The sequence below is a fragment of the Arthrobacter sp. P1_D4 genome, assembly GCF_056406115.1.
This window is the reverse complement of sequence record NZ_JBFUAU010000019.1, coordinates 1-20,821: the sequence shown is the minus strand read 5'-3', so window position 1 is coordinate 20,821 and position 20,821 is coordinate 1. Positions and strand designations below refer to the sequence as shown.

Below are 20,821 nucleotides of genomic sequence, written 5' to 3'. Positions count from 1 at the left end.
ACTACTGCGCCTTGCTGAACGGAATCTTTTTTCCATGGAGGATACGTCCGTAGGTGAACTCGATGGCCGCGATCATGGTGCTCTCGTAACCGGTCTCGTTGAGCATCCCCACGACGTCCATTATTTCAATCTGGCGCCGCTTGACGTGCAGGGCGGTACCCGAAAGATACCGCTTGGCCGTCTCGGCGGAATGGGATTCGAATTCCTCCAGAATCTCCTGGTAAGCCCAGTTCTGCAGGCCCAGGCTCTCCGCGGCCCACAGGCTGTCCGTGATGACTCCTGCCATACCTTTGGCCAGCAGGCTGCGGAAGAGCCGGCGCGCCGTTGCTTCGCCCGCCACCTCGGAAACATACTCCAAGCCCAGCCCGGACGGCTTAAGCAGTTCGATCAGCTTCCTGGCGCCGGTGCCGGCGACATCCAGAGCTGGTATTTCGCCGGCCACCGGATCCTGCTCGGCAACTGCGATATCCGCATATATGCCGTCGTCAAACAACGCGGCAAGTTCCTTTTTCACGGCAGGCGTGCCGGTGCTCAGGTCCCCGTAATGCGCACCCTTGCCAAGGAGGGGCACCACGCGCTCGGCAACCCTGGACGGCGCCGTATAGGGGCCCAGGGAAAGAACCACGGCAGCGCCGGCTACTGCCTCCTCAAGGCTCGCCGCCCTAGGCGCGAAGGGTGACTTGCTCACCGCGGAATCGAAACCGACGACGTCGAACCCAGCCTTGATCAGCTCGCCGGCAATGGCGGACCCGGCCTCGCTGTGACCGAGGAAAACTACCTTAGGATGCACAGACATACGGCTATCGCCCAGCCTGGGTGCTGAGCGAGTTTTCGCGGTCGAAGAGCCGCATCTGGGCGGCGGTATGATGATCGCCCACCGGCTGCGTGAGGCTATCCAGGGCATTGAGTTGTTCCGGGCTGAGTTTCACGTTCACCGCCAGCAAGTCTTCTTCCAGGTGTTCAACCCGGGTGGTGCCAGGAATCGCCGACCAGTCCTTCCCTTTGCTCAGCAGCCAGGCCAGCGCCACCTGGGAAAGCGTGGCACCCGCTTGCCGGGCCACGGATTCCACTTCCTTCAGCACAATGAGATTTTTGTCCAATGCACCGTCCATGAAGCGCGGGTTGCTCAAACGCCAGTCATCTTGATCGAGCTGGCTAAGGGACAGAATCTTCCCGGTGAGCAGACCGCGGCCGAGAGGCGAATAGGGCACGAAACCGATCCCGAGTTCCTTCAGCAGTTCCAGGGTTCCATCATCGCCATCACGTGTCCACAGCGAGTATTCGGACTGCAGCGCGGTAACCGGGTAGACCGCATTGGCGCGCCGAATGGTGTCCGGCCCGGCTTCGGAAAGACCAATATGCCGGATCTTTCCCTCGGCAATGAGCTCGGTCAGCGTTCCCATGACGTCTTCAATGGGCACCGCCCTGTCCACCCGGTGCTGGTAGTAGAGGTCGATGTAATCGGTGCCGAGGCGCGCGAGGGAGCCTTCCACTGCGGCGCGGATGTTTGACGCCGAACTATCCACGGGCCCGGCCTTCCCCACGTGCGAGATCAGACCGAACTTGGACGTGAGAACCACCTGGCCGCGGCGGCCCTTCAGGGCCTTTCCCAGGAGTACTTCATTCTTGAAAGGTCCGTAAAGCTCGGCGCTGTCAAAGTGGGTCACGCCCAGATCCAAGGCGCGATGGATGGTGCGGATGGACTCGTTTTCTGCCTGCTGATGGCCCGTGTAGAGATGGGACATTCCCATGCAGCCGAGCCCGATCGCGGAGACGGTGAGGTCGCGAAGCTTGATGTATCGCACAGGACTACTTCCGGTTGGTGGTCGATGAATCGCCGACACTTTGCTGGGTGTTGAAGGGATACGTGTCAGCTGGCTTGGTGCCTCTTACCGTGCCCCTGGCCAGCCGGTGTACGCCTCGGCAAGGTATGCCATGCCGTGCTTGGATGACACCACGGAATTGAGTTCGCCCAACTGCCGTGCCCGGGAAAAGTCGCCCGCATCCGTGGGGGTGTGCAGCATGGTGGTCATCCAGTAGGAGAACTGCTGGGCCTTCCACACTCGCTCAAGGGCGCGGTCGCTGTAGCTGTCCAGCGAGGCCGTTGAGCCGTTGCTGTAGAAGGATTCCAGCCCCTCAAAGAGCACTTTTACGTCCTGGATGGCCAGGTTCAGGCCCTTGGCGCCGGTGGGCGGGACTGTGTGGGCGGCATCGCCGGCCAGGAACAGGTTGCCGTGCCGCATGGGGGTGTGCACAAAGCTCCGGAACGGCAGGACCATCTTGTCGATGACCGGGCCCTCCTTCAGCTCGAAGCCGTTTCCGTTGACCCGGCTGCGGAACTCGGCCCAGATCCGGTCGTCGTCCCACTCGGCCACGTTTTCCTTGGGATCGCACTGGAAGTACATCCGCTGGACGGTTTCGGTGCGCTGGCTGATGAGGGCGAACCCGTTGTCCGAGCTGGCATAGATCAGCTCATCAGAGCTGCGCGGGGCTTCGGCCAGGATCCCAAACCAGGCGAAGGGGTATTCGTGGAAGTACTGCGTCCGCGAGGCCTCCGGCACCTGCCGCCGGCAGTAGCTGCGTGAACCGTCCGCGCCCACCAGGAACTCGGCCTGGATCTCGAACTCCACGCCCTCGGCGTCGGTGAACCAGACCCTCGGTTTGCCCTCAAGGTCGTTGACGGTGGTGTCCGTAACGCTGTAGCGGACGTCCCCGCCATCGGCCTTACGCCGTGCTGCGAGATCCAGGAAGACGTCCGTCTGCGGGTACAGCCAGACGGACTCCCCCACCAGTTCTTTGAAGTCGAGGCGGTGGCTTTCCCCGTGGAACCGCAGCTCGATGCCGTCGTGACGGTCGCCCTCGCGCAGCACCCGCTCCGAGACGCCGCTGTCCACAAGGAGGTTGACGGTGCCGTGTTCCAGGATTCCCGCGCGGACCGTTTCGGAAATCTGCTTGTGGCTGCGGATCTCGATCACGGTCGATTCGATGCCAGCCTTGGCCAGCAGGTGGGAGAGCATCAGGCCGGCGGGGCCGGCTCCCATGATGGCCACCTGGGTGGTGATGATTTTGCGTGCTGCCACGGTTTGTCTCGCTTTAATGTAGGCCCCGCAGGGGCGGTGGATGACTTTGCTGTTAGTGGTGCGACATCGAACGGCCGCTACGCTTTTCCGTTCATTGGCGATGCTGCTGTCGTGTTTCCGTAAGTTGCCTGCTAATACCCCTGGCCGCCATTTGGAGGACGGGACCAGCGCTTGGCGCACTTTTCACGCAGTGGCACGGCCACGCCGAGCGCTGCGACACCCCGCCGTCGATCGTTCATAGCGATCTTGTACAGTGCGTAGCAGAAGAAATGCACAGGTGTTAGCCCGTTCGAGTCCAGTTCCCATGGTTTCCCGGATGGAGAGAACCGAGACGAACATAAGCGCGGAACCCTGGAGAACCAGGCGGGAACGGAAACGGCGGTTAGACCACCGACTGCGATGAGCACAGGCAGGCTCAGACGCTTTGTCTGGGCCTGCCTGCATTCAGTCGCCGCTCAGCGCCACCAATGACCCGATTCTGGTGGTTGTGAGTCGGGTCAGCGGCCTGGGCCGACCGCGCTACGGTTGGTAGCAAAGTCTTTAACCGCAGCGCCCGTCATGATGTCGTTGTCCTTAGTCTCACGTGTGAGGAAAACGGCCACCACGCTGATCGCGCACATGCCCATCATGAACCAGATGACGGGACCGATGTCCTTGCCGGATGCAGCGTAAAGCGAAGCAAGGATAACAGGGGTGAATCCGGCGCCAATCAAACTGGCCAGCTGGTAACTGAGCGAGATGCCGGTGTACCGCGACCGGGGAGGGTACTGCTCGGCAAGAAATGCCGCCATCGGACCATAGATCATCGAGTAGAGGACCTTTAGTGTCACGAAGGCGATAAAGACCAGCGCGATAGTTCCGGACCCAATTGCCGCGAAGAGTGGATAGGTCAACAGCGCGACTGCAATGCCACCTGCCATCATGAGCCAGCGGCGGCCCAACGTATCCGACAGTTTGCCGAAGACCAGGACCCCTGCAGAAGAGAAAAGCCCGCTGATGGACAAGCCGAACAGAACGCTGGAGCTGCTGGCACCGCCAGCGACAGCATAGGTTGGTCCGAAGGTGCTGATCATGGCGGACATGCTGAACAACGAAATGCAACTCAAGGTGGTCAGGATGAGGATTTTGGGATGCCGAAGTACTTCCATAAGAGGAGCGGATTCCTTCTTCTTTGCCTCTTGCGCAGCCATGGCGGCTTCGAAGACAGGGCTCTCGGAAACCTTGGAGCGGATGATCAGGCCGATCACCAGCAAGGCCGCGGAGGCAAGGAAAGGCAGGCGCCATCCCCAGGCAAGGAAAGCATCGTGGGGCAGCAGTGCAACAACACCCATGGCACCGGTTCCAAGGAAAGTACCAAACGAGCTGCCGGCGGTAGCGAACGACGCCGCAAAGCCGCGTTTTTTCGCCTTGGCATGCTCCAGGGACATCAAGGCAGCGCCGCCCCATTCGCCGCCCACACAGATTCCTTGAATTACGCGCAGCGTAACGAGTATTACGGCGCCCCACGATCCAATGGCATTAGCCGGGGGAATCAGGCCCATCAGGAATGAGCCGACGCCCATGCCGGTCATAGAGAGGACGAGCATTTTCTTGCGCCCGAGCCGGTCACCGAAGTGGCCGAAGATCAGGCCTCCCACCGGACGGGCAACGTAACCGGCCGCGAAGGTTGCCAAGGAGGCAATTGTGCCGGCCAAGGGGTCCAGGTTGGAGAAGAACACCGGGCCGAACACCAGCGACGCTGCGGAGGCATAGACGAAAAAGTCGTAGTACTCGATGACACTTCCGAGAAAGCTTGAGCCAACGACACGACGGACTTCCTTATCCTTCTGTTCAGGCGTTAACACGCGCACCTGTTCACTTGTTGTGGACATAACACTCCTTTGTGTGAGGATAAACCCCGTTTGAGTGAAGATTCCCGGGACGGCTGCATCGAAGCAGGGGTGTCCAGCAGTTCAAAGGCTGGAAGAGGAAACCCATCAGAGAGGCTGTCAATGGAGGAACCATTGCTCCAATAATAGTGATCTAAGCCATATAGTCAACACCGGTCTTGGCGACAGGCGCTCCCCCTGGCGAGGACGTGTAGTCAACGGTGCAATCGGCAACCAGTTGGTGCAGTTCCCGCCCCGGCTCGGCCCAGGTCGCTGGCATGAAGGCTCGCCCACCGGCCGAGCGGACTGCTCAGGGTGTTCCGTTCATCGGTATAATGAAGTACTTCCCTATTGAGAGGCGTCCGTGGCCAATTCCACTTCCGGGGAGTCCGTCATCCACCGCGTTGTGCGGATTCTTGCTGCATTTGCGGATGAGGCCCCCGCTCTTCAATTGCGGGAGCTAAGCCGTAAGGTCGACCTGCCCCTATCCACAGTGCATCGCCTCGTAGGCGAACTGGAGATTGAGGGACTGCTGGTCCGCGACCCTTCCGGACGGCTGCGGCACGGCCACCGGCTCTGGGAGCTGGCCTCGCGCGGCTCCCGGGCCGCGAGCCTTCGCGAGTCCGCCCTGCCGGTCATGGAGGATCTAGCCGCCCACACGGGCCACAACATTTCGCTGGGCGTACTTGAGGGCACGGATGTGCTTTACATCGAGCGTCTCGCCCTCAACGAGTCCGTCGTCAACATCACCAGGATCGCCGGCCGCCTCCCGGTCCATGGCTGTTCGGGCGGCTTGGTCTTCATGGCTTTCGCCCCCGAAGAAGACCAGGAACGGTTCCTGAGCCGGCGCCTGGAGAAACTGACAGATGCCACGGTCACAGATCCGCACGAGCTGCGGAAAGTCTTGGCCATCATCCGCCAGACCGGATATTGCTCCATGGCCGGAATCATTGTGGATGAGTCCAGCGGGATCTCCGTGCCCATCTTCGCGGATGGGGATCAACCCTTGGCCTGCCTCACCGCTATCGTCACCAGGGGCCAGGAAAACGTTCCGGCACTGGTACCCCAGATGCAGATGGCCGCCCGAGCCATTTCCCGTCGCCTTGGCTATAACCCTGCACCCGTGGGCACACTTCGCCGGAGCCTCCCCGCACCGAACTCAACGCCAGCGTAGGCCGCCAGCGAACGTCAGTCGCTGCACAGCAGCCTGTTCCGTTCAACGACTCAACCGTTCGAATCAATGGAACACCACCTCGGTAAGCGCCTGCCACCGTGCCACGATCAGGGAATTGCTCCAGCCATCCCGCTGGACGTCAGACCCACGGAGAGTGAAATAACCAAATGCGCATCCTCAATGCTGAGAACGCCGGCCGCTATGACGTCGTCGTGGTGGGCTCCGGTGCGGGCGCACTCACGGCCGCTGCCACCGCAGCCCATGCAGGCCAGTCCGTAATCGTTTTGGAGAAATCCGAGCTGCTGGGAGGCACTTCCGCAGTGTCCGGAGGCATGCTCTGGGTGGTGGACAACCACTACGCACGCGAAGCCGGCATCAACGATTCAAAGTCCGCCGGCCGTGAGTACGTGGAGGCCGTGGCCCGCGGCCGCGGCCGGTCCGAACTGCTCGACGCGGCCCTGGACCACGGCGACACAATGCTCCGCTTCGCGGCGGACGAACTCGGAGTGCGATTCATCTTCCTCGACAACTTTCCGGACTACCGACAGGATCTGCCCGGTGCCATTAAGGGCGGCAGAACGGTGGAGCCCGAGCTGTTCAACTGCAACGAGGCCCTCGGCCCGATGGCCGAGCACGTCCGCACGGACGGCCGGCTTCCCTACACCATGCAGGAATACGAGGACTGGGGCGCCTTCACCGCTTTCCCGTGGGACGAACTGAATGAGCGTCAGGCCAACGGGTTTGCAGCCAAGGGCCACTCCCTTGTAGCCATGCTCATCAGCGCATGCCTCAAAAATGGTGTTCATTTCGCTGTCGGGGCCCGCGCTAAAAGGCTCCTGACCCGCGAGAGTGGTGTGACCGGCGTCGTACTCAGTGACGGTACCGAGTTCGAAGCGAGCGCAGGCGTGGTGCTGGCCGCGGGCGGTTTTGAGTGGGACCGGCAGCTGGCAGACTCGATGCTCGCCACCCGCCTCTACACCATGTGCTCACCGCCCTCAAATACGGGTGACGCCCTGAAGATGGCCCAGCGCATCGGCGCCATGACCCGCGGTACTCGCGAAGCCTGGTGGGCGCCTATGTCCCTGACCGGGACAATGCGGGACGGGGAACCTGTCGGTTCGCTGCTGCGGTTCGAGCGCCAGGGGCCCGGCTCCATCATGATCAACCGCCACGGCCAGCGCTTCGCGAATGAGGCACAGAACTACAACGACCTGGCCCGTGTGCTGCACTCCTGGGATTCGGCGAACAACCAGACACTGAACACCCCGGCCCACGTGGTCTTCGACCAGTCCTACCTGGAGCGCTATGGCATCATGGACCACCGCGCCGGCGACCCCACCCCGGCCTGGCTCATCGAAGCACCGACGCTTGCCGACCTCGCTTCCCGGATCGGCGTCCCCACAGAGAACCTCGAAGCCACTGTGGAGCGGTTCAACGCCAACGCCCTTCAGGGCGAGGACCCGGACTTCGGCCGCGGGTCTTCAGAGTACGACCGGTATTGGGGGGACGCGGATAACCAGTGGCCCAACCCTTCGCTGGGGCCGCTGCAGTACGGGCCTTACTACGCCCTCGAGGTGGTCAACGGAGCCTTCGGGACCTGCGGAGGTGTGGCTACTGACGGCAACGGCCAGGTCCTCGACGTCGACGGAAACACCATCCCTGGCCTCTTCGCCGCCGGCAACACCACCGAGAGCCCCTACGCCGCCGGATACCCCGGCGCCGGGGCTACCCTGGGCCCGCTGATGACCATGGCCTACCTGGCCGGCCGACGATTGGCCAATCAGCCGGCCCATTACACTGCCGAGTCCGAGTCGGTGCCCGCATGATCCGGCACATCGTCATGTTCCGCTGGAAGGACAGCTTCACCGATGAAATCCGCGCCGGCTGGATCACCGGCCTGGAGTTGCTGGAAGGCAATATCCCCGGTCTGCTTTCACTCGTCCACGGACCTGACGTTTTGAAGACGGACAGATCATGGGACCACGTCATCGTTGCGGACTTCCAGGACCGCAATGCACTCGCCGTCTACAACACCCACCCCCTTCACGAGGCCATCAAGCCCTACTCACTGCCGAACGTGCAGGACCTCGCCTATGTGGATCTCGAACTCGACGCTTCAGCAACGCCCCTCACCCCTTCAGGCAGCGCTGCCTTGTCCTCCAAACGCTAGGAAACAGTCATGACTGACACCCCCACTACCCACCGCTGCGACATACTTATCGTCGGTTCCGGCGCGGCCGGCATGGCTACAGCACTGCGGGCTGCGCATGACGGCCTGAATGTCATCGTTGCGGAAAAGTCTCCGCATTTCGGCGGCACCACCGCGCTATCCGCCGGATGGGCCTGGGTCCCGGGCAACCGCAAGGGCGCTGCGGCCACGGGCGACACCCGGGCCGAAGCCGAAAAGTACTTGAGGGCCCTGGCGCCGGAGACTTACAACAAGGACGGCATCGACGGGTTCCTGGACACCGTTCCGGAAGCCATTGATTTCTTCGAGGACCACACCAAAGTGACCTTCAGCTATCCCGAGAAGGCGCCGGACTATCAGATGGACCTGCCGGGCGCCAAACTCGGCGGCCGCGCCATCCTGCCCACCGATGCCGACATCCGCATGCTGGGCAACCGCCGCAAGGAACTGCAGCCGTACCTTAGCTCTTACACCGTTTTCGGCTACATGCCGCAGGTGGGCCCGGACCTGAGCACGATCCTGAAGGCCAATCAGTCCGTAAAGGCCTTTACCTACACGGCCGGCAAACTGCTGAGGACCTGGGCGGACACTGCGCTGTTCCAGCAGCCCCTCAGGCGCACTAACGGCTCGGCCCTGATGACCCGCATGGTCGCTTCCGCACTGGACGCGGGCGTGCGCGTGTGGACCTCCACTCCCGCGGAGGAGTTGGTAATTGACGACGGCGGCGTGGTCACCGGTGCGGTCCTTTCCGGCGAACACGCAGGCCGGGTGGAGGCAAGGCTGGGCGTGGTGTTGGCCGGCGGCGGCTTCTCCGGAGACGATGCCCTGCGCAGGCAGTACTTTCCGCATGACCGCAACGGCGGGGAGCACTTCACCCCGACCCAGGGCCATGACGGCTCCTCGGCACGGATGGCCATGAAGGTCGGCGGCAGGATCAACGCCGAGGTCTCCTCGGTAGGATCATGGGCGCCCGTCACGGTCTTCAAGTACCTGCGCACCGGTGCAGAGCGCCTCTTCCCGCACCTGCGCCAGATCGGGCTGCCGGGCATGATCACGGTGGACCGCAACGGCAAGCGATTCGGGAACGAAGCTCTGAGCTACCACGACTTTGGTGGACAGATGCTGGCGCACATGAAGGACGAGGACTCTGTCTACGCGTGGATTGTGGGCGACAGGAAGCTCATGGACAAGTACGGCATTGGCTATGCCAAGCCTTGGCCAATCCCCCGGGCCTTGTTCTACAAGATGGGTTACCTGGTTAAGGGCAACACACTGGAAAAGCTGGCCCGGAAAATCGGCGTTGACGCGGCCGGGCTGACGGCCACCATTGAGCGCTTCAACCGGGACGCCGCCGCTGGCGAGGATAGCGAGTTCGGCCGTGGCTCTACTGCCTACAACCACTTCCGCGGCGACATGGATCATAAGCCTAATCCGAACCTGGCACCCTTGGACAAAGGTCCGTACTTCGCCGCAAAAGTGCGCATGGGCGATCTGGGGACCTTCGCCGGAATCGACGTTGACTCACGCCACGCGGTGATCCGGCCCGACGGATCCCGCATCCCCGGGCTGTTCTCGGTGGGCGCCGCTGCAGTCTCCGTGTTCGGCGGCGGCTACCCAGGATACGGCTCCCATATCGGCCCGGCCCTGGTGTTTGGCTACCGCATGGGACGGGACATCGCTGCGCTGGCCGCGGAGTCCGGTCACGCCGGAGCTGCGGAGCGTGCCGCGGAGATCGGCGTGTAATTCTGAATACTGGTGCTCCGGAGCCCATGCAGAGGCTCCGGAGCATCAGTCATTTTCAGCTGTGGAGGGTGACGGCAAGGAGGCGTTCTTGCAGTGCCGTAAAGTGTTCAGCCAAGATCTTTTTGGCAGCTTCAGGATCCCGTTCCCGGATCGCCTGGACCAGGCGGGCACGGAGTTCGTGGGTTTCCATTCCCGCGGCCGGTCCGGACTTGAGGTGGAACTGCCGGGTCATTTCCAGCAGCGGCTCGGTCAATACCTCGAGCACTCGGTTATGGGCGAAGGTGGCGAGCTTCCGGTGAAAATCCATATGCAGAACCAGCCGGTGTTCGTAACTCGGTTCGGAACTCTCCGCAAGTTTTGACTGCCGGGCAATTGCAGCCAATTCATCGATCTCTTCGTCCGTCGCGTGGAGGCAGGCCCGCTCGACAGCGTAAGTCTCCAGCACCAAGCGCACGTCGATGAGATCGGTGGCGTCGTACTGGTTAAGGTTGATGCCATCGCGAATATTCTGCGATAAGGCAGCCGTGTTCGAATCATTGAGGAACGCACCGCCTGTTGCCCCCTTTTTCAAGGTGACAAGGCCGGAAACCTCCAACATGCGAATAGCTTCACGCACGGTGTTCCGACTGACGCCCATTTGCTCCGCCAGCAACCGCTCGGCGGGCAGCTTCTGACCTGGCCTGAGTTCGTTGGATTGGATGCGGTCGCGTATCTGCTTCATGATTGCATCCACGGCGCGGCGCGGCTGAACCTGCGCGAACGGCTGAGCTGAGTAATCCACTGTCTACCTTTGTTTAACCGGCGTGGGTGCTGTCCATACGTTCGAGTATCGTAACCGCAGGGACCGTTGTCTGGTTCGGGTGCCAGCCTACGTTGATTTGGCATCCGGCCGATGAAACACATTCTCTACGGCGTTTACACGTGTGAGACTTCAATCACCCAAGTAATGGATCAACCATACACACACTGAGGGCACCATGGCTACGGTAGTCACGGCCGGTCTGCCCGAGTCTTCGAGCGGGATCTCCAGGCCTGGGCGTGACGGCGAAACAGCCAGGGTCAGCTTATTCGTGACGGAACTTCAGAGGGACTGCGCGTGCAAGCTCAGGCGCATGGAGAAGCCAGTCCCAGGCATGACCCGGGACTGGCTCCCTTTTTGATGGCCGGCTACCCGAGAGCCCCGGCTTGGATGCGGCGGTGGAGGAGGTCAAAGTGTTTCGTCAATGCCTGCTTGGCGGCGTCCGGATTCCGGTCCCTTAGCGCCTGCACGAGTTGACGGCGGGTTCCGTGGGTCTCCAAACCACCGGTGGGGCCAGCATTCTGATGAAAGTGCCGCGTAATTTCCAGGAGCGGTCCCGTCAGCGCCTCGGAAATCCCGTTGTGGGCGATCTGAGCAAGCTTCCGGTGAAATAGGATGTGGCGCTCCAGGCGATCCTCGAAGTCGAGGTTGTTGGTTTCGGCTTCCTCCGAGGAACTCACGACGGCGGCCAGTTCCTCAATCTCAACGTCTGTGGCGTGCAGACACGCCTGTTCGGCAACGTAGTTCACCAGGACGAGACGGACATCGATGAGTTCCTTGGCGTCGTACTGCCGCAGCCCCATCCCATCGAGCAGGCCCTGGGCCAGGGCTGCCGAATTCGAGTCGTTGAGGAACGCGCCGCCGGCGGATCCCTTTTTCAGTGTGACGAGCCCGGAGGATTCCAGCATCCGAAGAGCTTCACGAAGGGTGTTCCGGCTGACGCCGAGCTGCTCCGCCAGATCCCGTTCGCTGGGCAGTCTTTCCCCCGGGTTGAGCTCATTGGACTGGATACGGCTTCGAATTTGCTCGATGATCTCATCCACCGCACGCCTTGGCCGAACGTTGGCGAATGGCTGGAATGCCCCCGTCACGGCTTCAGGGGACCAGGGGCCTGGCGGCGAAAGCGACTTCGTCGGTGTATCGCATTGCCACGATTTCTATTCGCGAATCCAGCGGCGTGTCCACCGGTCCGAGGAATGCAGTGGCCAAACGGGGTCCGTCGTCCAGGTCGACAATCGCGACCTGGTACGGCGTGAACTCACGGAACGCCTCCGGAGCTGCATGGACGGACGTCACTGAATAGAGCGTTCCGCGCCCGGACAGTTCCACCCACTCGACGTCCCTGCTCCACGTTGCCGGATCGAAGTCCCTCGGCGGAAAGGTGATGGCCCCGTCCGCCCCCAACCGCGTGGTGATGAAACGCCCTTCTGCCAGCGCCTCCCAGAACGGGGTGGTAAACGGGGTTTTCCTCGGTGGGTAGGGGTGGGGGTGGTTCAGCTGGACGGTGTTGATCATCAGGAAACCCTTTCAAGGATGTGCACGAGAGCTGCGTTGTAGTTGCCAAGTTCAGCGGTGGCCAGGCCGATGGAGGCGTCCTGGACCTGACGGTCGCCCGCCTGGTGCATCAGCTGCTCCACGGCTTCCAGGAGGTTGTACAGCGGGGTGACGTACGCCGGGTGGCCCCGGGAAGTCAGTCCGCCCGAGGTGGAGATGGGAATGTCACCACCCAAGGAGGTCCTGCCCTCTGCCGCAAATTTGGCGCCGGCACCGCGCGGAACGATTCCCAGCGCTTCGCTGACCAAGACCTCTACGATCGTGCAGGGGGCGTACGGCTCCGCGAAGTCGAGGTCAGAGGGCTTCAGCCCGGCCTCAGCGAAGGCCTGTCCGCCGGCCTTTTGGGCAGCGTTCAGGGCGATCATGTCGTTGGGTGTGGCCGTAATCTGGTGGGCACCCTCATGGTGGAAGCCAGTGCCGCGGACCAGAACGTAAGGCCGGCCGCTGGCGCGGGCCACGTCTTCGTCAGCCAACACCAGGCACACCGCGCCGTCGCTTCGCGGTGGCACTTCATAGAGCCCCAGGGGGTGGACGATAGTCGGCTGGGCCATGACCTCGTCCAGAGTAATGGGCTTGCGGTACTGTGCCAGCGGATTCAGGCTGGCGTGGTGGCGGTTCTTGACGGCCACGGTGGCCACGTCCTCGCGGGTGACCCCAAACTCATGCATGTATCGCATCATGTCCATGGCGTACCACGCAATGGGCGTGATACCGAAGGGTGCCTGGAAGTCCACGTCCCCGACGGCGCGCATGGAGCTCATCATGTGCTCACCCGAAGAGATGGCGGTTTCGTAGTTTACGCCGAGGGCAAGGGCCACCTTGGCCCGTCCCGAGCGGATGTTGTCGGCAGCATGCTCAAAGGCGAGGCCACCGGTCATTCCGTTGCCGAGGACCTCAGCCACGAATCCGTCACAGGGCAGCTGCAAATAGCTGGCCATAAACGTCCCGAAGTACTTCTGCTGGGTATACGGACGGGGCTGCGCGAAGCTCAGGCCCCCAATATCCGACTTGTCCACCTGGGCCATCTCGACGGCCCGGAGCACAACGTCCGCGAGGACTTCGTGCTCAAGTGAGCCTGCGTCCCCGGTCCGTGGCTGCAACCGGCCTACCGGTGTTGCCGCATATCCAATGACTGCCACTCTGCCCATTCTGTGCTCCTGACGATTCCTGGCCGTTGCTTCGCGGCCTTGCGGAAAGCTCTCTTGACGTATCTTGAGACTAGCGCCACAATTGCAATGGTTCAACCGTTGATATTTAGGAGAGAACATGATTCAGCAGCGGCCCCTGTATGGGCGCGACGATCTGCGCCGGCTTATCGAGCCGAGAAGCATTGCCGTGGTGGGCGCTTCGCCCAGCGAAGGCAGCTTCGGCCGCCGGACGCTCGAGAACCTCGCCAACTTCACGGGGACCGTTTACGGCATCCACCCGAAACACAGCGAGATCCTTGGCCGGCCCACCTTTGCCAACCTGGCCGATCTCCCCGAAGTCCCGGACTGTGTCATCGTTTGCGTGGGACAGCACCTGGCCGAACCGGTCATCCAGGAAGCGGCCCGCCTAGGCATCGGCGGGGCCGTGGTTTATGCCTCCGGCTACCGTGAGACCGGGGATGTGGACGGCGAGGCAGCGCAGCTTCGCCTGCTGGATACCGCCCGCCAAGGCGGGCTGCGGCTCGCCGGCCCCAACTGCATTGGCCTCGTGAATGCCCAGAGCAAGGCCGCCATGAACTTCATGACCGACTGCGGGCAGATGATCTCCGGTGACGCGGGCGGCATCTCCCTGGTCTCACAGAGCGGCGCTCTCGGGTACTCACTTCTTCAGGGCGTGCATCGTGGCATGGGTTTCAGCAAGTTCCTCGCCTGTGGCAACTCGGTGGATGTGGACGTTGCCGACTACGTGTCCTACCTTGCAGAAGACCCGGACACCTCAGTCATCGTGTGCCTGCTGGAGGGTATCTCCGACGGCCGGCGGTTCATCGAGGCCATCCTGAAGGCCGGTCGGGCCGGAAAGCCTGTCATCGTCTACAAGGCCGCCAACGGTGAGGCCAGCAGCAAGGCCGCGCTGTCCCACACCGGGACGCTCGCAGGTTCCGCGGAGGCCTACCGCTCAGCCTTCCGCCGGGCCGGTGCGGTCCTGGTGGAGGATTTCGAGGCTCTTCTGGAAGTCGCGACGTTCTTCTCCCGCAATCCCCAGGGCCCGAACGGGGCAGGCGTGGGGATCATGGCAACTTCGGGCGGGGCAGGTGTGATCTGTGCCGATAAGGCTGAAGAAAACGGTCTGCCGCTGCCGGCCCTGGATGACGCCACGGCCGTCGTCCTCCAGGACATCGTTCCAGGCTTCGGTTCCATGGCCAATCCGGCGGACCTTACTGCCGAGGTACTCAAGGACATCTCCACGTTCAAGACAGCAGTGATGTCCTTCTGTGACGATCCGGGCTACGGGGCCGTAGTGGTTCCGCTGACGTTTGTCCACGAGACAACCACCGGTGTGAGGGCCCGTTACCTCGCGGAGGTTGCAAGCGAAACCACTACCGCGCTGGCCGCCGTCTGGATGAACGAATGGCTGGAAGGACCGGGCAGCCGCGACCTGGACAGTGACGCCTCCGTCACCGTGTTCCGGTCCCCCTCCCGGTGCATGTGGACGATCCGACGGTGGATGGACTGGCACGCCCGCACCGATTGGTTCCCGCTGTCGGACTCCACCGCCGATGCCGCCGTCGGAAATCCCGCCGCCGGACTGCTGGCCGCCGGACTGCTGGCCGCCGGACTGCTGGGTGCCGCAACCCCCGGCGCGACGGCCCTGACGGAGACTGCCGCGAAGGAGATCGTGACCCACTATGGCATCAAGGTCCCGGGGGAACAGGTGGTCCAGACTCCGGACGAGGCAGCAGCCGCTGCGGATGCCATGGGGTACCCCGTGGTGCTCAAGGTCGTGTCCCCGGACATCCTGCATAAGTCCGAGGTAGGTGGCGTACGGGTCGGTCTCGCCAACGCCGACGAGGTCCGCGACGCATTGACAACCATGTCCGCACGCATGGTCTCGGAAGCCGCCCACGCCCATATCGTTGGCTACAGCGTTCAGCAGATGGCCGGGGAAGGCCCCGAAATCCTTCTCGGTGCCCGCTTTGACCCGGTATTCGGACCCCTGGTCCTGCTCGGCAGCGGGGGTACCTGGGTCGAGATCCTCAAGGACGTCAAGGTCTATCTCACCCCGCTCGACCGTCCGACGGCCCTGGAAGCCATTGGGGAGATGACCCTGGTCAAAGTCCTGGAGGGCGCCCGGGGCCAAGCCCCCTACGACATCGATGCCCTCGCCGACACTATCGTCGCCTTCTCACAGCTGGTGCGGGATCTCGACGGCCTGGCGACCGAAATCGAACTCAACCCCGTCCGCATCACCCGGGACCATGGACCCATGGCGGTCGACGCCCTCATCGTCCTGGCACCTCGGGAGCACGGCATCACACCGCAACCGGGCGGTGCCGTACCGGTCGCCAACCACGCAGAAGGGACAGCGGAATGGGCAAATGCGTAGAGGACTTCGCCATCGGTGACGTCAACGAGAGCCCGGCCAGAACGGTGACCGAGACGGACATTGTCATCTACTCGTGGATTTCCGGCGATTCCAACCCCATGCATACGGACGCCGAGTACGCGGGCCGCTCCCCGCTGGGGCAGAGGATCGCCCACGGCACCCTGGGCATGTCGATTGTTACCGGACTGAGCGCCCGCATGGGTGACTTCGACGGCACCGCCATCGCCGCGCTGGGCGTGGACGAATGGCAGTTCCTCGCACCCATCCTCATTGGGGACACGGTGCGGTTGCGCACCACCGTACAGAGCGCCAAGGTCACATCGAAACCCGACCGGGGTGTGGTCGTCCGGTTGATGGAGCTCGTGAATCAGAACGACACGGTGGTCCAGCGGGGCCTCATGACGACCATGGCCTACACCAGGGCCGGGCTGGCAGGACAAGCGGCAACCGCGCCGGAACCCGCCGCCATCTGACCACCCAACACAGCACGACACCACCGCAGCACAATGACTACCACTGGAGACAAAACAATGAAGTTACTGGTCAACACCACGGGGCTCACCGAGGATCAGAAGGCGGTCCGCGAGGCGGTCCTGGAAATCCTGGAAGCAACGCTGCCCAAGGAAGAGATCCGTCGCATCGACGACGTCAAAGAATTCCCACATGCCGCCTACGATGCACTTGCAGAAAGCGGCTTCCTGGGCCTGTTCTTCGACGAGGAATATGGAGGCGCCAGCGCCAGCTACAAGGACATCACCAACTTTATGGAGACCCTTGGATACCACTACGCCGGCATCGGGCAAGCGGTGATGATTACATCGATCTACGCAGGCGGCCACGTGGCGAAGTTCGGCACCGAGGAGGTCAAGCACCGGATCATCCCGGGCATCATCAACGGCTCAATCAAGATGTCCATCGCTATGTCCGAACCGGGAACCGGTTCTGACGTAGCCGGTCTCCGGACCAAGGCAGTAAGGCAGGACGGCGGCTGGGTACTCAACGGAACCAAGGTCTGGATCTCCGGCGCGCACGTGGCCGACTACCTCGTTGTGATCGCCAAGACGGACCCGAACGCCGATCGGCACCAGGGCTTCACCACGTTCCTGGTCAACACCAAGAGCGCCGGTGTGACAATCAACCCACTGCAAATGCTGGGACGGCGCACCACGCACGCCAACGAAGTCGTGCTGGAGAACGTCTTCGTCCCGGACGAGGACCGCATCGGTGAGGAAGGCAAAACCTGGAAGAACCTCATGAAGGCCCTCGGCCTGGAACGCCTTGGGCTGGCCGCCATCTCGGCAGGGAACTGCTACCGGATCACCGAGGATGCCGCCGACTACGCACAGCAGCGCATCCAGTTCGACCAGCCCATCTCCAAGTTCCAGGTGATCCAGCACAAACTGGTCGACATGTGGATCATGGCCGAGCAGGCACGCCAGGCAACGTACCGGGTGGCGGAGCTGTTGGACGCCGGCGAGTCTGCCATTGAGGAAACCTCGATAGCCAAGATCATTGCCACCGAGAACAACTTCAAGGTCTCCGACATCGGCCTGCAGGTTTACGGCGGCTCCGGCTACGCCATGGAATACGACATGCAGATGTACTTCCGGGATTCACGGGTCGGCCCGATCGGCGGCGGTACCAACGAGATCCAGCGGAACGTCCTGGCCAAGAGGATGGGCCTCTAACCCACGAGGACGGGCCGGCAGGCCCGCCCTCGTCCGGGAGGCGTGAGCACCATGACACTTCATGCGGAGCAGTACCATAGCGGAGGCAGGGAAGCCGAGCGATGATATCCACCTCAACGGTCACGGTCACCCCGTGGTCCAAGCAACGGCTTGCCAGGTCGCTGTTCCTCGTTCTGGGCATGGACATGTTCATGGTCTCGCCGCTGCTGCCACAGATCAGCGCGGGTTTCGGTGTGAGCATCGGGGAAGCTTCTGTGGTTGCTTGGAGTTTCTCCATCGTTTACGCACTGCTCAGCCCGGCGGTCGCCTTGATCACCAACCGCTTCACACGACGATCGGCCATGTGGGTCGGAGCGGCAGTATTCAGTGTCGGCGTGCTGGGGGCAGCACTTATGCCAACGCTTGGGCTGGTGGTTGCCGGGCGGGTACTGGCTGCCGTTGGCGCCTCGATCATGGGCCCGCCGGTGTGGTCCTTCGCTACGGAGACGGCGGCGCCCCACCAGGTAGGCAAGGCCGTAGCGGGCGTGGCCTCAACCTTTGCTGCCGGACAAATCGTAGGCGTTCCGCTGGGAGGCCTCGTTGCCTCCTTCGCATCGTGGCGGTGGACCTTCCTGGCCATTGCCGTGCTCGGTGCAGTGCTGGCTGCGCTGATCGGGCTGCGCTTGGGCAAGGAAGTCCGAATCCCGGAAAAGGTCGGTATCAGGGAGGCGTTCGCGGACTCCTTGAATTTGTGGCGTCGTAGAGAGTTCAGCTTTCTGTTGACTGCTAATTTCTTTGCGCAGGCCACCCGGTATGCAACCTACACCTTCGCAGGGGCATTGCTCTTCACCCGGTTCGGTCTGGACACCGCCCAGCTCGGTCTTGTGGGTGCGACCGTGGGAGCAGGTTCCCTGCTGGGGGCCACAGTCGGGGGGCGCCTCGTGGACCGGGTTCGCGCCCGGAAGGGCTCGCAACAGCTGTTGAACCTTTCTTTCGCCGCAGTGATGACCTGCTTCGTCATCCTGGCCACCGCCTCGGGTCACCTCTGGTTCTCCCTGGCTGGCTGGGCGTTTACATTTGCGGCAGGATCGGCCTTCGTCAGTAACAGCCAGGAGATACTGACTAACTCGGCCGGCAAGAACCGCGCCTACGCGCTGTCATGGAACAACTCCGCCCTCTATGCCGGGACCGCGCTGGGCACCTTTGCACTGGGGCTTGTCCCGTTGGGTACAACGCCGTTCGTCTTGATGTCCTGCGGTTTCGGCGCACTGACGGTAGCTGCCAGCGCCCTCGTGTGGCGGCTGACAACCGGTCCTAGAGCTCCTGAGCCATTACTCAGCCCCCGTCCCCTCAGCAATGACAGCCTCGGGACAAAGTCAATTGAATGCGTTATTAAAGGAGAAGTGAATTGAAGATTGTCGTGTTGGCTAAGCAGGTTCCGGATACCTGGTCGAACCGGAAGATCGATTTGGAGTCGGGACTGTTGGACCGGGCCGTGTCTGATCCGGTGCCGGATGAGATCAACGAGCGTGCCCTGGAAAATGCACTGCTGGTCAAGGATTCCACCAACGATGCGGAAGTAGTTGTGTTGGCCATGGGCCCGGAGGACGCCAACAAGGCACTCCGGAAGCTTTTGTCAATGGGCGCGGATTCGGCAGTGCTTGTCAACGACCCGGCCCTGTCGGGTTCGGACATGGTTCAGACGTCCCGGGTGCTGGCATCCGCGATTGACAAGATCGGAAATGTCGACATGGTGCTGGCCGGCAATGAGGCCACCGATGGGCGCGGCGGGATGGTCCCTGCCATGGTTGCCGAGATTCTGGGCTGGCCAGTGCTGCCGGGATTGGATGAAGTTGGGATGACTACAAACGAAGTATCGGGGTGGGCTCAGGTTGATGGGGGCACACTCAGGTTGTCCTCGGCGTGCCCGGCGGTGATTTCCGTGACGGAGAAAACCGCTGAGGCCAGGTTTCCGAATTTCAAAGGCATCATGGCCGCCAAGAAGAAGCCGCTGGAGACGTGGTCACTAGCGGATCTGGGGATCCAGGCCGGGCCGGAAGCGGCCTCCGTGCGTTCCGTGATGGTCTCGGCCACGGCGCGCCCACCCAAGCAGGCCGGCCCGAAAATCACGGACGACGGCACTGCAGCAGCCCAGCTGGCCGACTTCCTGGTCTCCAACCACCTGGTCTGACCGGGCACCCCATCCCCGTCCTGTCTTTAGTCGAATCCGGGCGGCCCCTGAACAGCCCCCGCAGCCTCCGGCATGCTTAGCCGGTGCTGGCCAAGAGGTAAAGGAACCCATCATGGCAAATTCTGGAAATGTACTCGTGTTGATCGAGACCACTGGCGGCGGATCGCCGAAGTCGACGGCGGCATCCCTGCTTGGGGCGGCTGCCGGCATCGGAACCCCCGTGGCTGTCGTAGTCGCCGCCCCCGGAACAGGCGACGACTTGCCTGCACAGTTGGGCGCGTTGGGCGCCGCCCACGTATACGTGGCCGAGGCCGACCCTGCGGCCGCAGGGCTGGGCTCAGCGCAAGTCGGTGCCTTGGCAGACGCCGTCCAAGCCTACTCCGCACGACTGGTGCTGGTGCCGGGAACAAACGACTCGAAGGCAGTGGCCGGCCGGTTGGCCATCGTCGCTAACGGTTCGGTAGCCGCGGACGTGGTCGGGGTGCGCTACGACCAGAACGACCAGGAAGTCATTGCCTCACACGCGGTCTTCGGTGGCGACTTCACCACCGAGTCCACCGTGGAAGGCGGGCTGATGATCGCGTCGGTGCGTCCAGGCTCCGTCGAATCCCGTGCGCAGGCCGTTGAGGCCCCGCAGGTCGCTACCGCGGCTGTCATCACCCAAGTGGCCCGGGGAGCGAACATCGTCGAGCTCACGGATACCCCCGCCGAAAACGGGCGTCCGGTTTTGCGTGGTGCCAAAGCCGTGGTTTCCGGCGGCCGGGGTGTTGGATCCAAAGACGCTTTCTCCCTTGTGGAAGACCTTGCTGACGCCTTGGGTGCCGCAGTTGGTGCCTCCCGGGCGGCAGTGGATGCCGGGTACGTGCCGCAGTCCTTTCAGGTCGGCCAGACCGGGGTAACCGTGACGCCCCAACTGTACGTGGCCCTCGGGATCTCCTGGCAGACGCCACCGCAGCAGGCCCTTGACGCGGGCCGGGCGCCGCTCTACGACTGGTTTCCGGACGGGGTCCTGAACACGTCGTACAA

At 62.7% G+C, this 20,821-nt stretch carries 18 protein-coding genes; 10 read left to right on the top strand and 8 right to left on the bottom strand.

Annotation, left to right across the window (positions count from 1 at the left end; all coding sequences use genetic code 11):
• Nucleotide 1: 1 nt before the first annotated feature.
• The 4 genes from AC1D0A_RS18045 to AC1D0A_RS18030 form a co-directional block, all read right to left on the bottom strand.
• Nucleotides 2-796: a DUF1932 domain-containing protein gene (locus AC1D0A_RS18045; protein WP_476946445.1), complete on the bottom strand. Its 795-nt coding sequence runs from the start codon at nucleotides 794-796 to the stop codon at nucleotides 2-4.
• Nucleotides 797-800: 4 nt separating this feature from the next.
• Complete coding sequence (locus tag AC1D0A_RS18040) at nucleotides 801-1,805, bottom strand: aldo/keto reductase (RefSeq protein WP_476857206.1); 1,005 nt, start codon at nucleotides 1,803-1,805, stop codon at nucleotides 801-803.
• Nucleotides 1,806-1,889: 84 nt separating this feature from the next.
• Entirely contained in the window at nucleotides 1,890-3,080 is a 1,191-nt protein-coding gene (locus tag AC1D0A_RS18035; protein WP_476946444.1) for a 4-hydroxybenzoate 3-monooxygenase, read from the bottom strand.
• 497 nt (nucleotides 3,081-3,577) lie between these two features.
• Nucleotides 3,578-4,951, bottom strand: a complete 1,374-nt coding sequence (locus tag AC1D0A_RS18030; protein ID WP_476857204.1) for an MFS transporter — start codon at nucleotides 4,949-4,951, stop codon at nucleotides 3,578-3,580.
• A 361-nt stretch (nucleotides 4,952-5,312) separates the two neighbouring features.
• Between AC1D0A_RS18030 and AC1D0A_RS18025 the strand changes: the two genes are divergently transcribed.
• From AC1D0A_RS18025 to chcC2, 4 genes are all read left to right on the top strand, one after another.
• On the top strand, nucleotides 5,313-6,122 hold the full coding sequence (locus tag AC1D0A_RS18025) for an IclR family transcriptional regulator (RefSeq protein WP_476857203.1): 810 nt from the start codon (nucleotides 5,313-5,315) through the stop codon (nucleotides 6,120-6,122).
• Nucleotides 6,123-6,289: 167 nt separating this feature from the next.
• Nucleotides 6,290-7,948, top strand: a complete 1,659-nt coding sequence (gene chcC1, locus AC1D0A_RS18020) for a 4-oxocyclohexanecarboxylate 2-dehydrogenase (RefSeq protein WP_476946443.1) — start codon at nucleotides 6,290-6,292, stop codon at nucleotides 7,946-7,948.
• Nucleotides 7,945-8,292, top strand: coding sequence for a Dabb family protein (locus AC1D0A_RS18015; protein ID WP_476857201.1), 348 nt, complete (start codon nucleotides 7,945-7,947; stop codon nucleotides 8,290-8,292). Before chcC1 ends, AC1D0A_RS18015 begins: the two co-directional genes overlap by 4 nt.
• A gap of 9 nt (nucleotides 8,293-8,301) precedes the next feature.
• Nucleotides 8,302-10,053 carry a 4-oxocyclohex-2-ene-1-carboxylate 5-dehydrogenase gene (chcC2, locus tag AC1D0A_RS18010; RefSeq protein ID WP_476946442.1) on the top strand — a complete coding sequence of 584 codons (1,752 nt, stop codon included), beginning with the start codon at nucleotides 8,302-8,304 and terminating at the stop codon, nucleotides 10,051-10,053.
• 55 nt (nucleotides 10,054-10,108) lie between these two features.
• Here the strand turns inward: chcC2 and AC1D0A_RS18005 are convergent, their stop codons facing one another.
• From AC1D0A_RS18005 to AC1D0A_RS17990, 4 genes are all read right to left on the bottom strand, one after another.
• Nucleotides 10,109-10,834, bottom strand: coding sequence for a FadR/GntR family transcriptional regulator (locus AC1D0A_RS18005; RefSeq protein ID WP_476946441.1), 726 nt, complete (start codon nucleotides 10,832-10,834; stop codon nucleotides 10,109-10,111).
• Nucleotides 10,835-11,220: 386 nt separating this feature from the next.
• Nucleotides 11,221-11,895 carry a FadR/GntR family transcriptional regulator gene (locus AC1D0A_RS18000; RefSeq protein WP_476946440.1) on the bottom strand — a complete coding sequence of 225 codons (675 nt, stop codon included), beginning with the start codon at nucleotides 11,893-11,895 and terminating at the stop codon, nucleotides 11,221-11,223.
• Nucleotides 11,896-11,947: 52 nt separating this feature from the next.
• Complete coding sequence (locus AC1D0A_RS17995; RefSeq protein ID WP_476946439.1) at nucleotides 11,948-12,367, bottom strand: Zn-ribbon domain-containing OB-fold protein; 420 nt, start codon at nucleotides 12,365-12,367, stop codon at nucleotides 11,948-11,950.
• Nucleotides 12,367-13,545, bottom strand: coding sequence for a thiolase family protein (locus AC1D0A_RS17990; RefSeq protein ID WP_310061106.1), 1,179 nt, complete (start codon nucleotides 13,543-13,545; stop codon nucleotides 12,367-12,369). The genes AC1D0A_RS17995 and AC1D0A_RS17990 overlap by 1 nt, the downstream gene beginning before the upstream one ends.
• A gap of 127 nt (nucleotides 13,546-13,672) precedes the next feature.
• On the opposite strand from AC1D0A_RS17990, the gene AC1D0A_RS17985 reads away from it, so the two are divergent.
• The 6 genes from AC1D0A_RS17985 to AC1D0A_RS17960 all read left to right on the top strand — a co-directional run.
• Nucleotides 13,673-15,937, top strand: coding sequence for an acetate--CoA ligase family protein (locus AC1D0A_RS17985; protein ID WP_476946438.1), 2,265 nt, complete (start codon nucleotides 13,673-13,675; stop codon nucleotides 15,935-15,937).
• Nucleotides 15,922-16,410, top strand: a complete 489-nt coding sequence (locus AC1D0A_RS17980) for a MaoC/PaaZ C-terminal domain-containing protein (protein WP_476946437.1) — start codon at nucleotides 15,922-15,924, stop codon at nucleotides 16,408-16,410. The genes AC1D0A_RS17985 and AC1D0A_RS17980 overlap by 16 nt, the downstream gene beginning before the upstream one ends.
• Nucleotides 16,411-16,443: 33 nt before the next feature.
• Nucleotides 16,444-17,625: an acyl-CoA dehydrogenase family protein gene (locus tag AC1D0A_RS17975; RefSeq protein WP_476946436.1), complete on the top strand. Its 1,182-nt coding sequence runs from the start codon at nucleotides 16,444-16,446 to the stop codon at nucleotides 17,623-17,625.
• Nucleotides 17,626-17,726: 101 nt separating this feature from the next.
• Nucleotides 17,727-19,016 carry an MFS transporter gene (locus tag AC1D0A_RS17970; protein WP_476946435.1) on the top strand — a complete coding sequence of 430 codons (1,290 nt, stop codon included), beginning with the start codon at nucleotides 17,727-17,729 and terminating at the stop codon, nucleotides 19,014-19,016.
• The gene (locus AC1D0A_RS17965; protein ID WP_476946434.1) at nucleotides 19,013-19,795 is read left to right on the top strand and encodes an electron transfer flavoprotein subunit beta/FixA family protein; all 783 of its coding nucleotides are present in this window, start codon (nucleotides 19,013-19,015) and stop codon (nucleotides 19,793-19,795) included. Before AC1D0A_RS17970 ends, AC1D0A_RS17965 begins: the two co-directional genes overlap by 4 nt.
• Nucleotides 19,796-19,907: 112 nt before the next feature.
• Nucleotides 19,908-20,821, top strand: a 914-nt coding sequence (locus tag AC1D0A_RS17960; protein WP_476946433.1) for an FAD-binding protein, incomplete at its 3' end; no start/stop codon positions are given.

Excerpts from the sequence above, each read along its gene's own strand:
- AC1D0A_RS17975 (WP_476946436.1), top strand. The coding sequence starts at position 16,444 with ATGACTACCACTGGAGACAAAACAATGAAGTTACTGGTCAACACCACG.
- AC1D0A_RS18015 (WP_476857201.1), top strand. The coding sequence starts at position 7,945 with ATGATCCGGCACATCGTCATGTTCCGCTGGAAGGACAGCTTCACCGAT.
- AC1D0A_RS17985 (WP_476946438.1), top strand. The coding sequence starts at position 13,673 with ATGATTCAGCAGCGGCCCCTGTATGGGCGCGACGATCTGCGCCGGCTT.
- chcC2 (WP_476946442.1), top strand. The coding sequence starts at position 8,302 with ATGACTGACACCCCCACTACCCACCGCTGCGACATACTTATCGTCGGT.
- chcC1 (WP_476946443.1), top strand. The coding sequence starts at position 6,290 with ATGCGCATCCTCAATGCTGAGAACGCCGGCCGCTATGACGTCGTCGTG.
- AC1D0A_RS17995 (WP_476946439.1), bottom strand. The coding sequence starts at position 12,367 with ATGATCAACACCGTCCAGCTGAACCACCCCCACCCCTACCCACCGAGG.
- AC1D0A_RS18030 (WP_476857204.1), bottom strand. The coding sequence starts at position 4,951 with ATGTCCACAACAAGTGAACAGGTGCGCGTGTTAACGCCTGAACAGAAG.
- AC1D0A_RS17980 (WP_476946437.1), top strand. The coding sequence starts at position 15,922 with ATGGGCAAATGCGTAGAGGACTTCGCCATCGGTGACGTCAACGAGAGC.
- AC1D0A_RS17970 (WP_476946435.1), top strand. The coding sequence starts at position 17,727 with ATGATATCCACCTCAACGGTCACGGTCACCCCGTGGTCCAAGCAACGG.
- AC1D0A_RS18045 (WP_476946445.1), bottom strand. The coding sequence starts at position 796 with ATGTCTGTGCATCCTAAGGTAGTTTTCCTCGGTCACAGCGAGGCCGGG.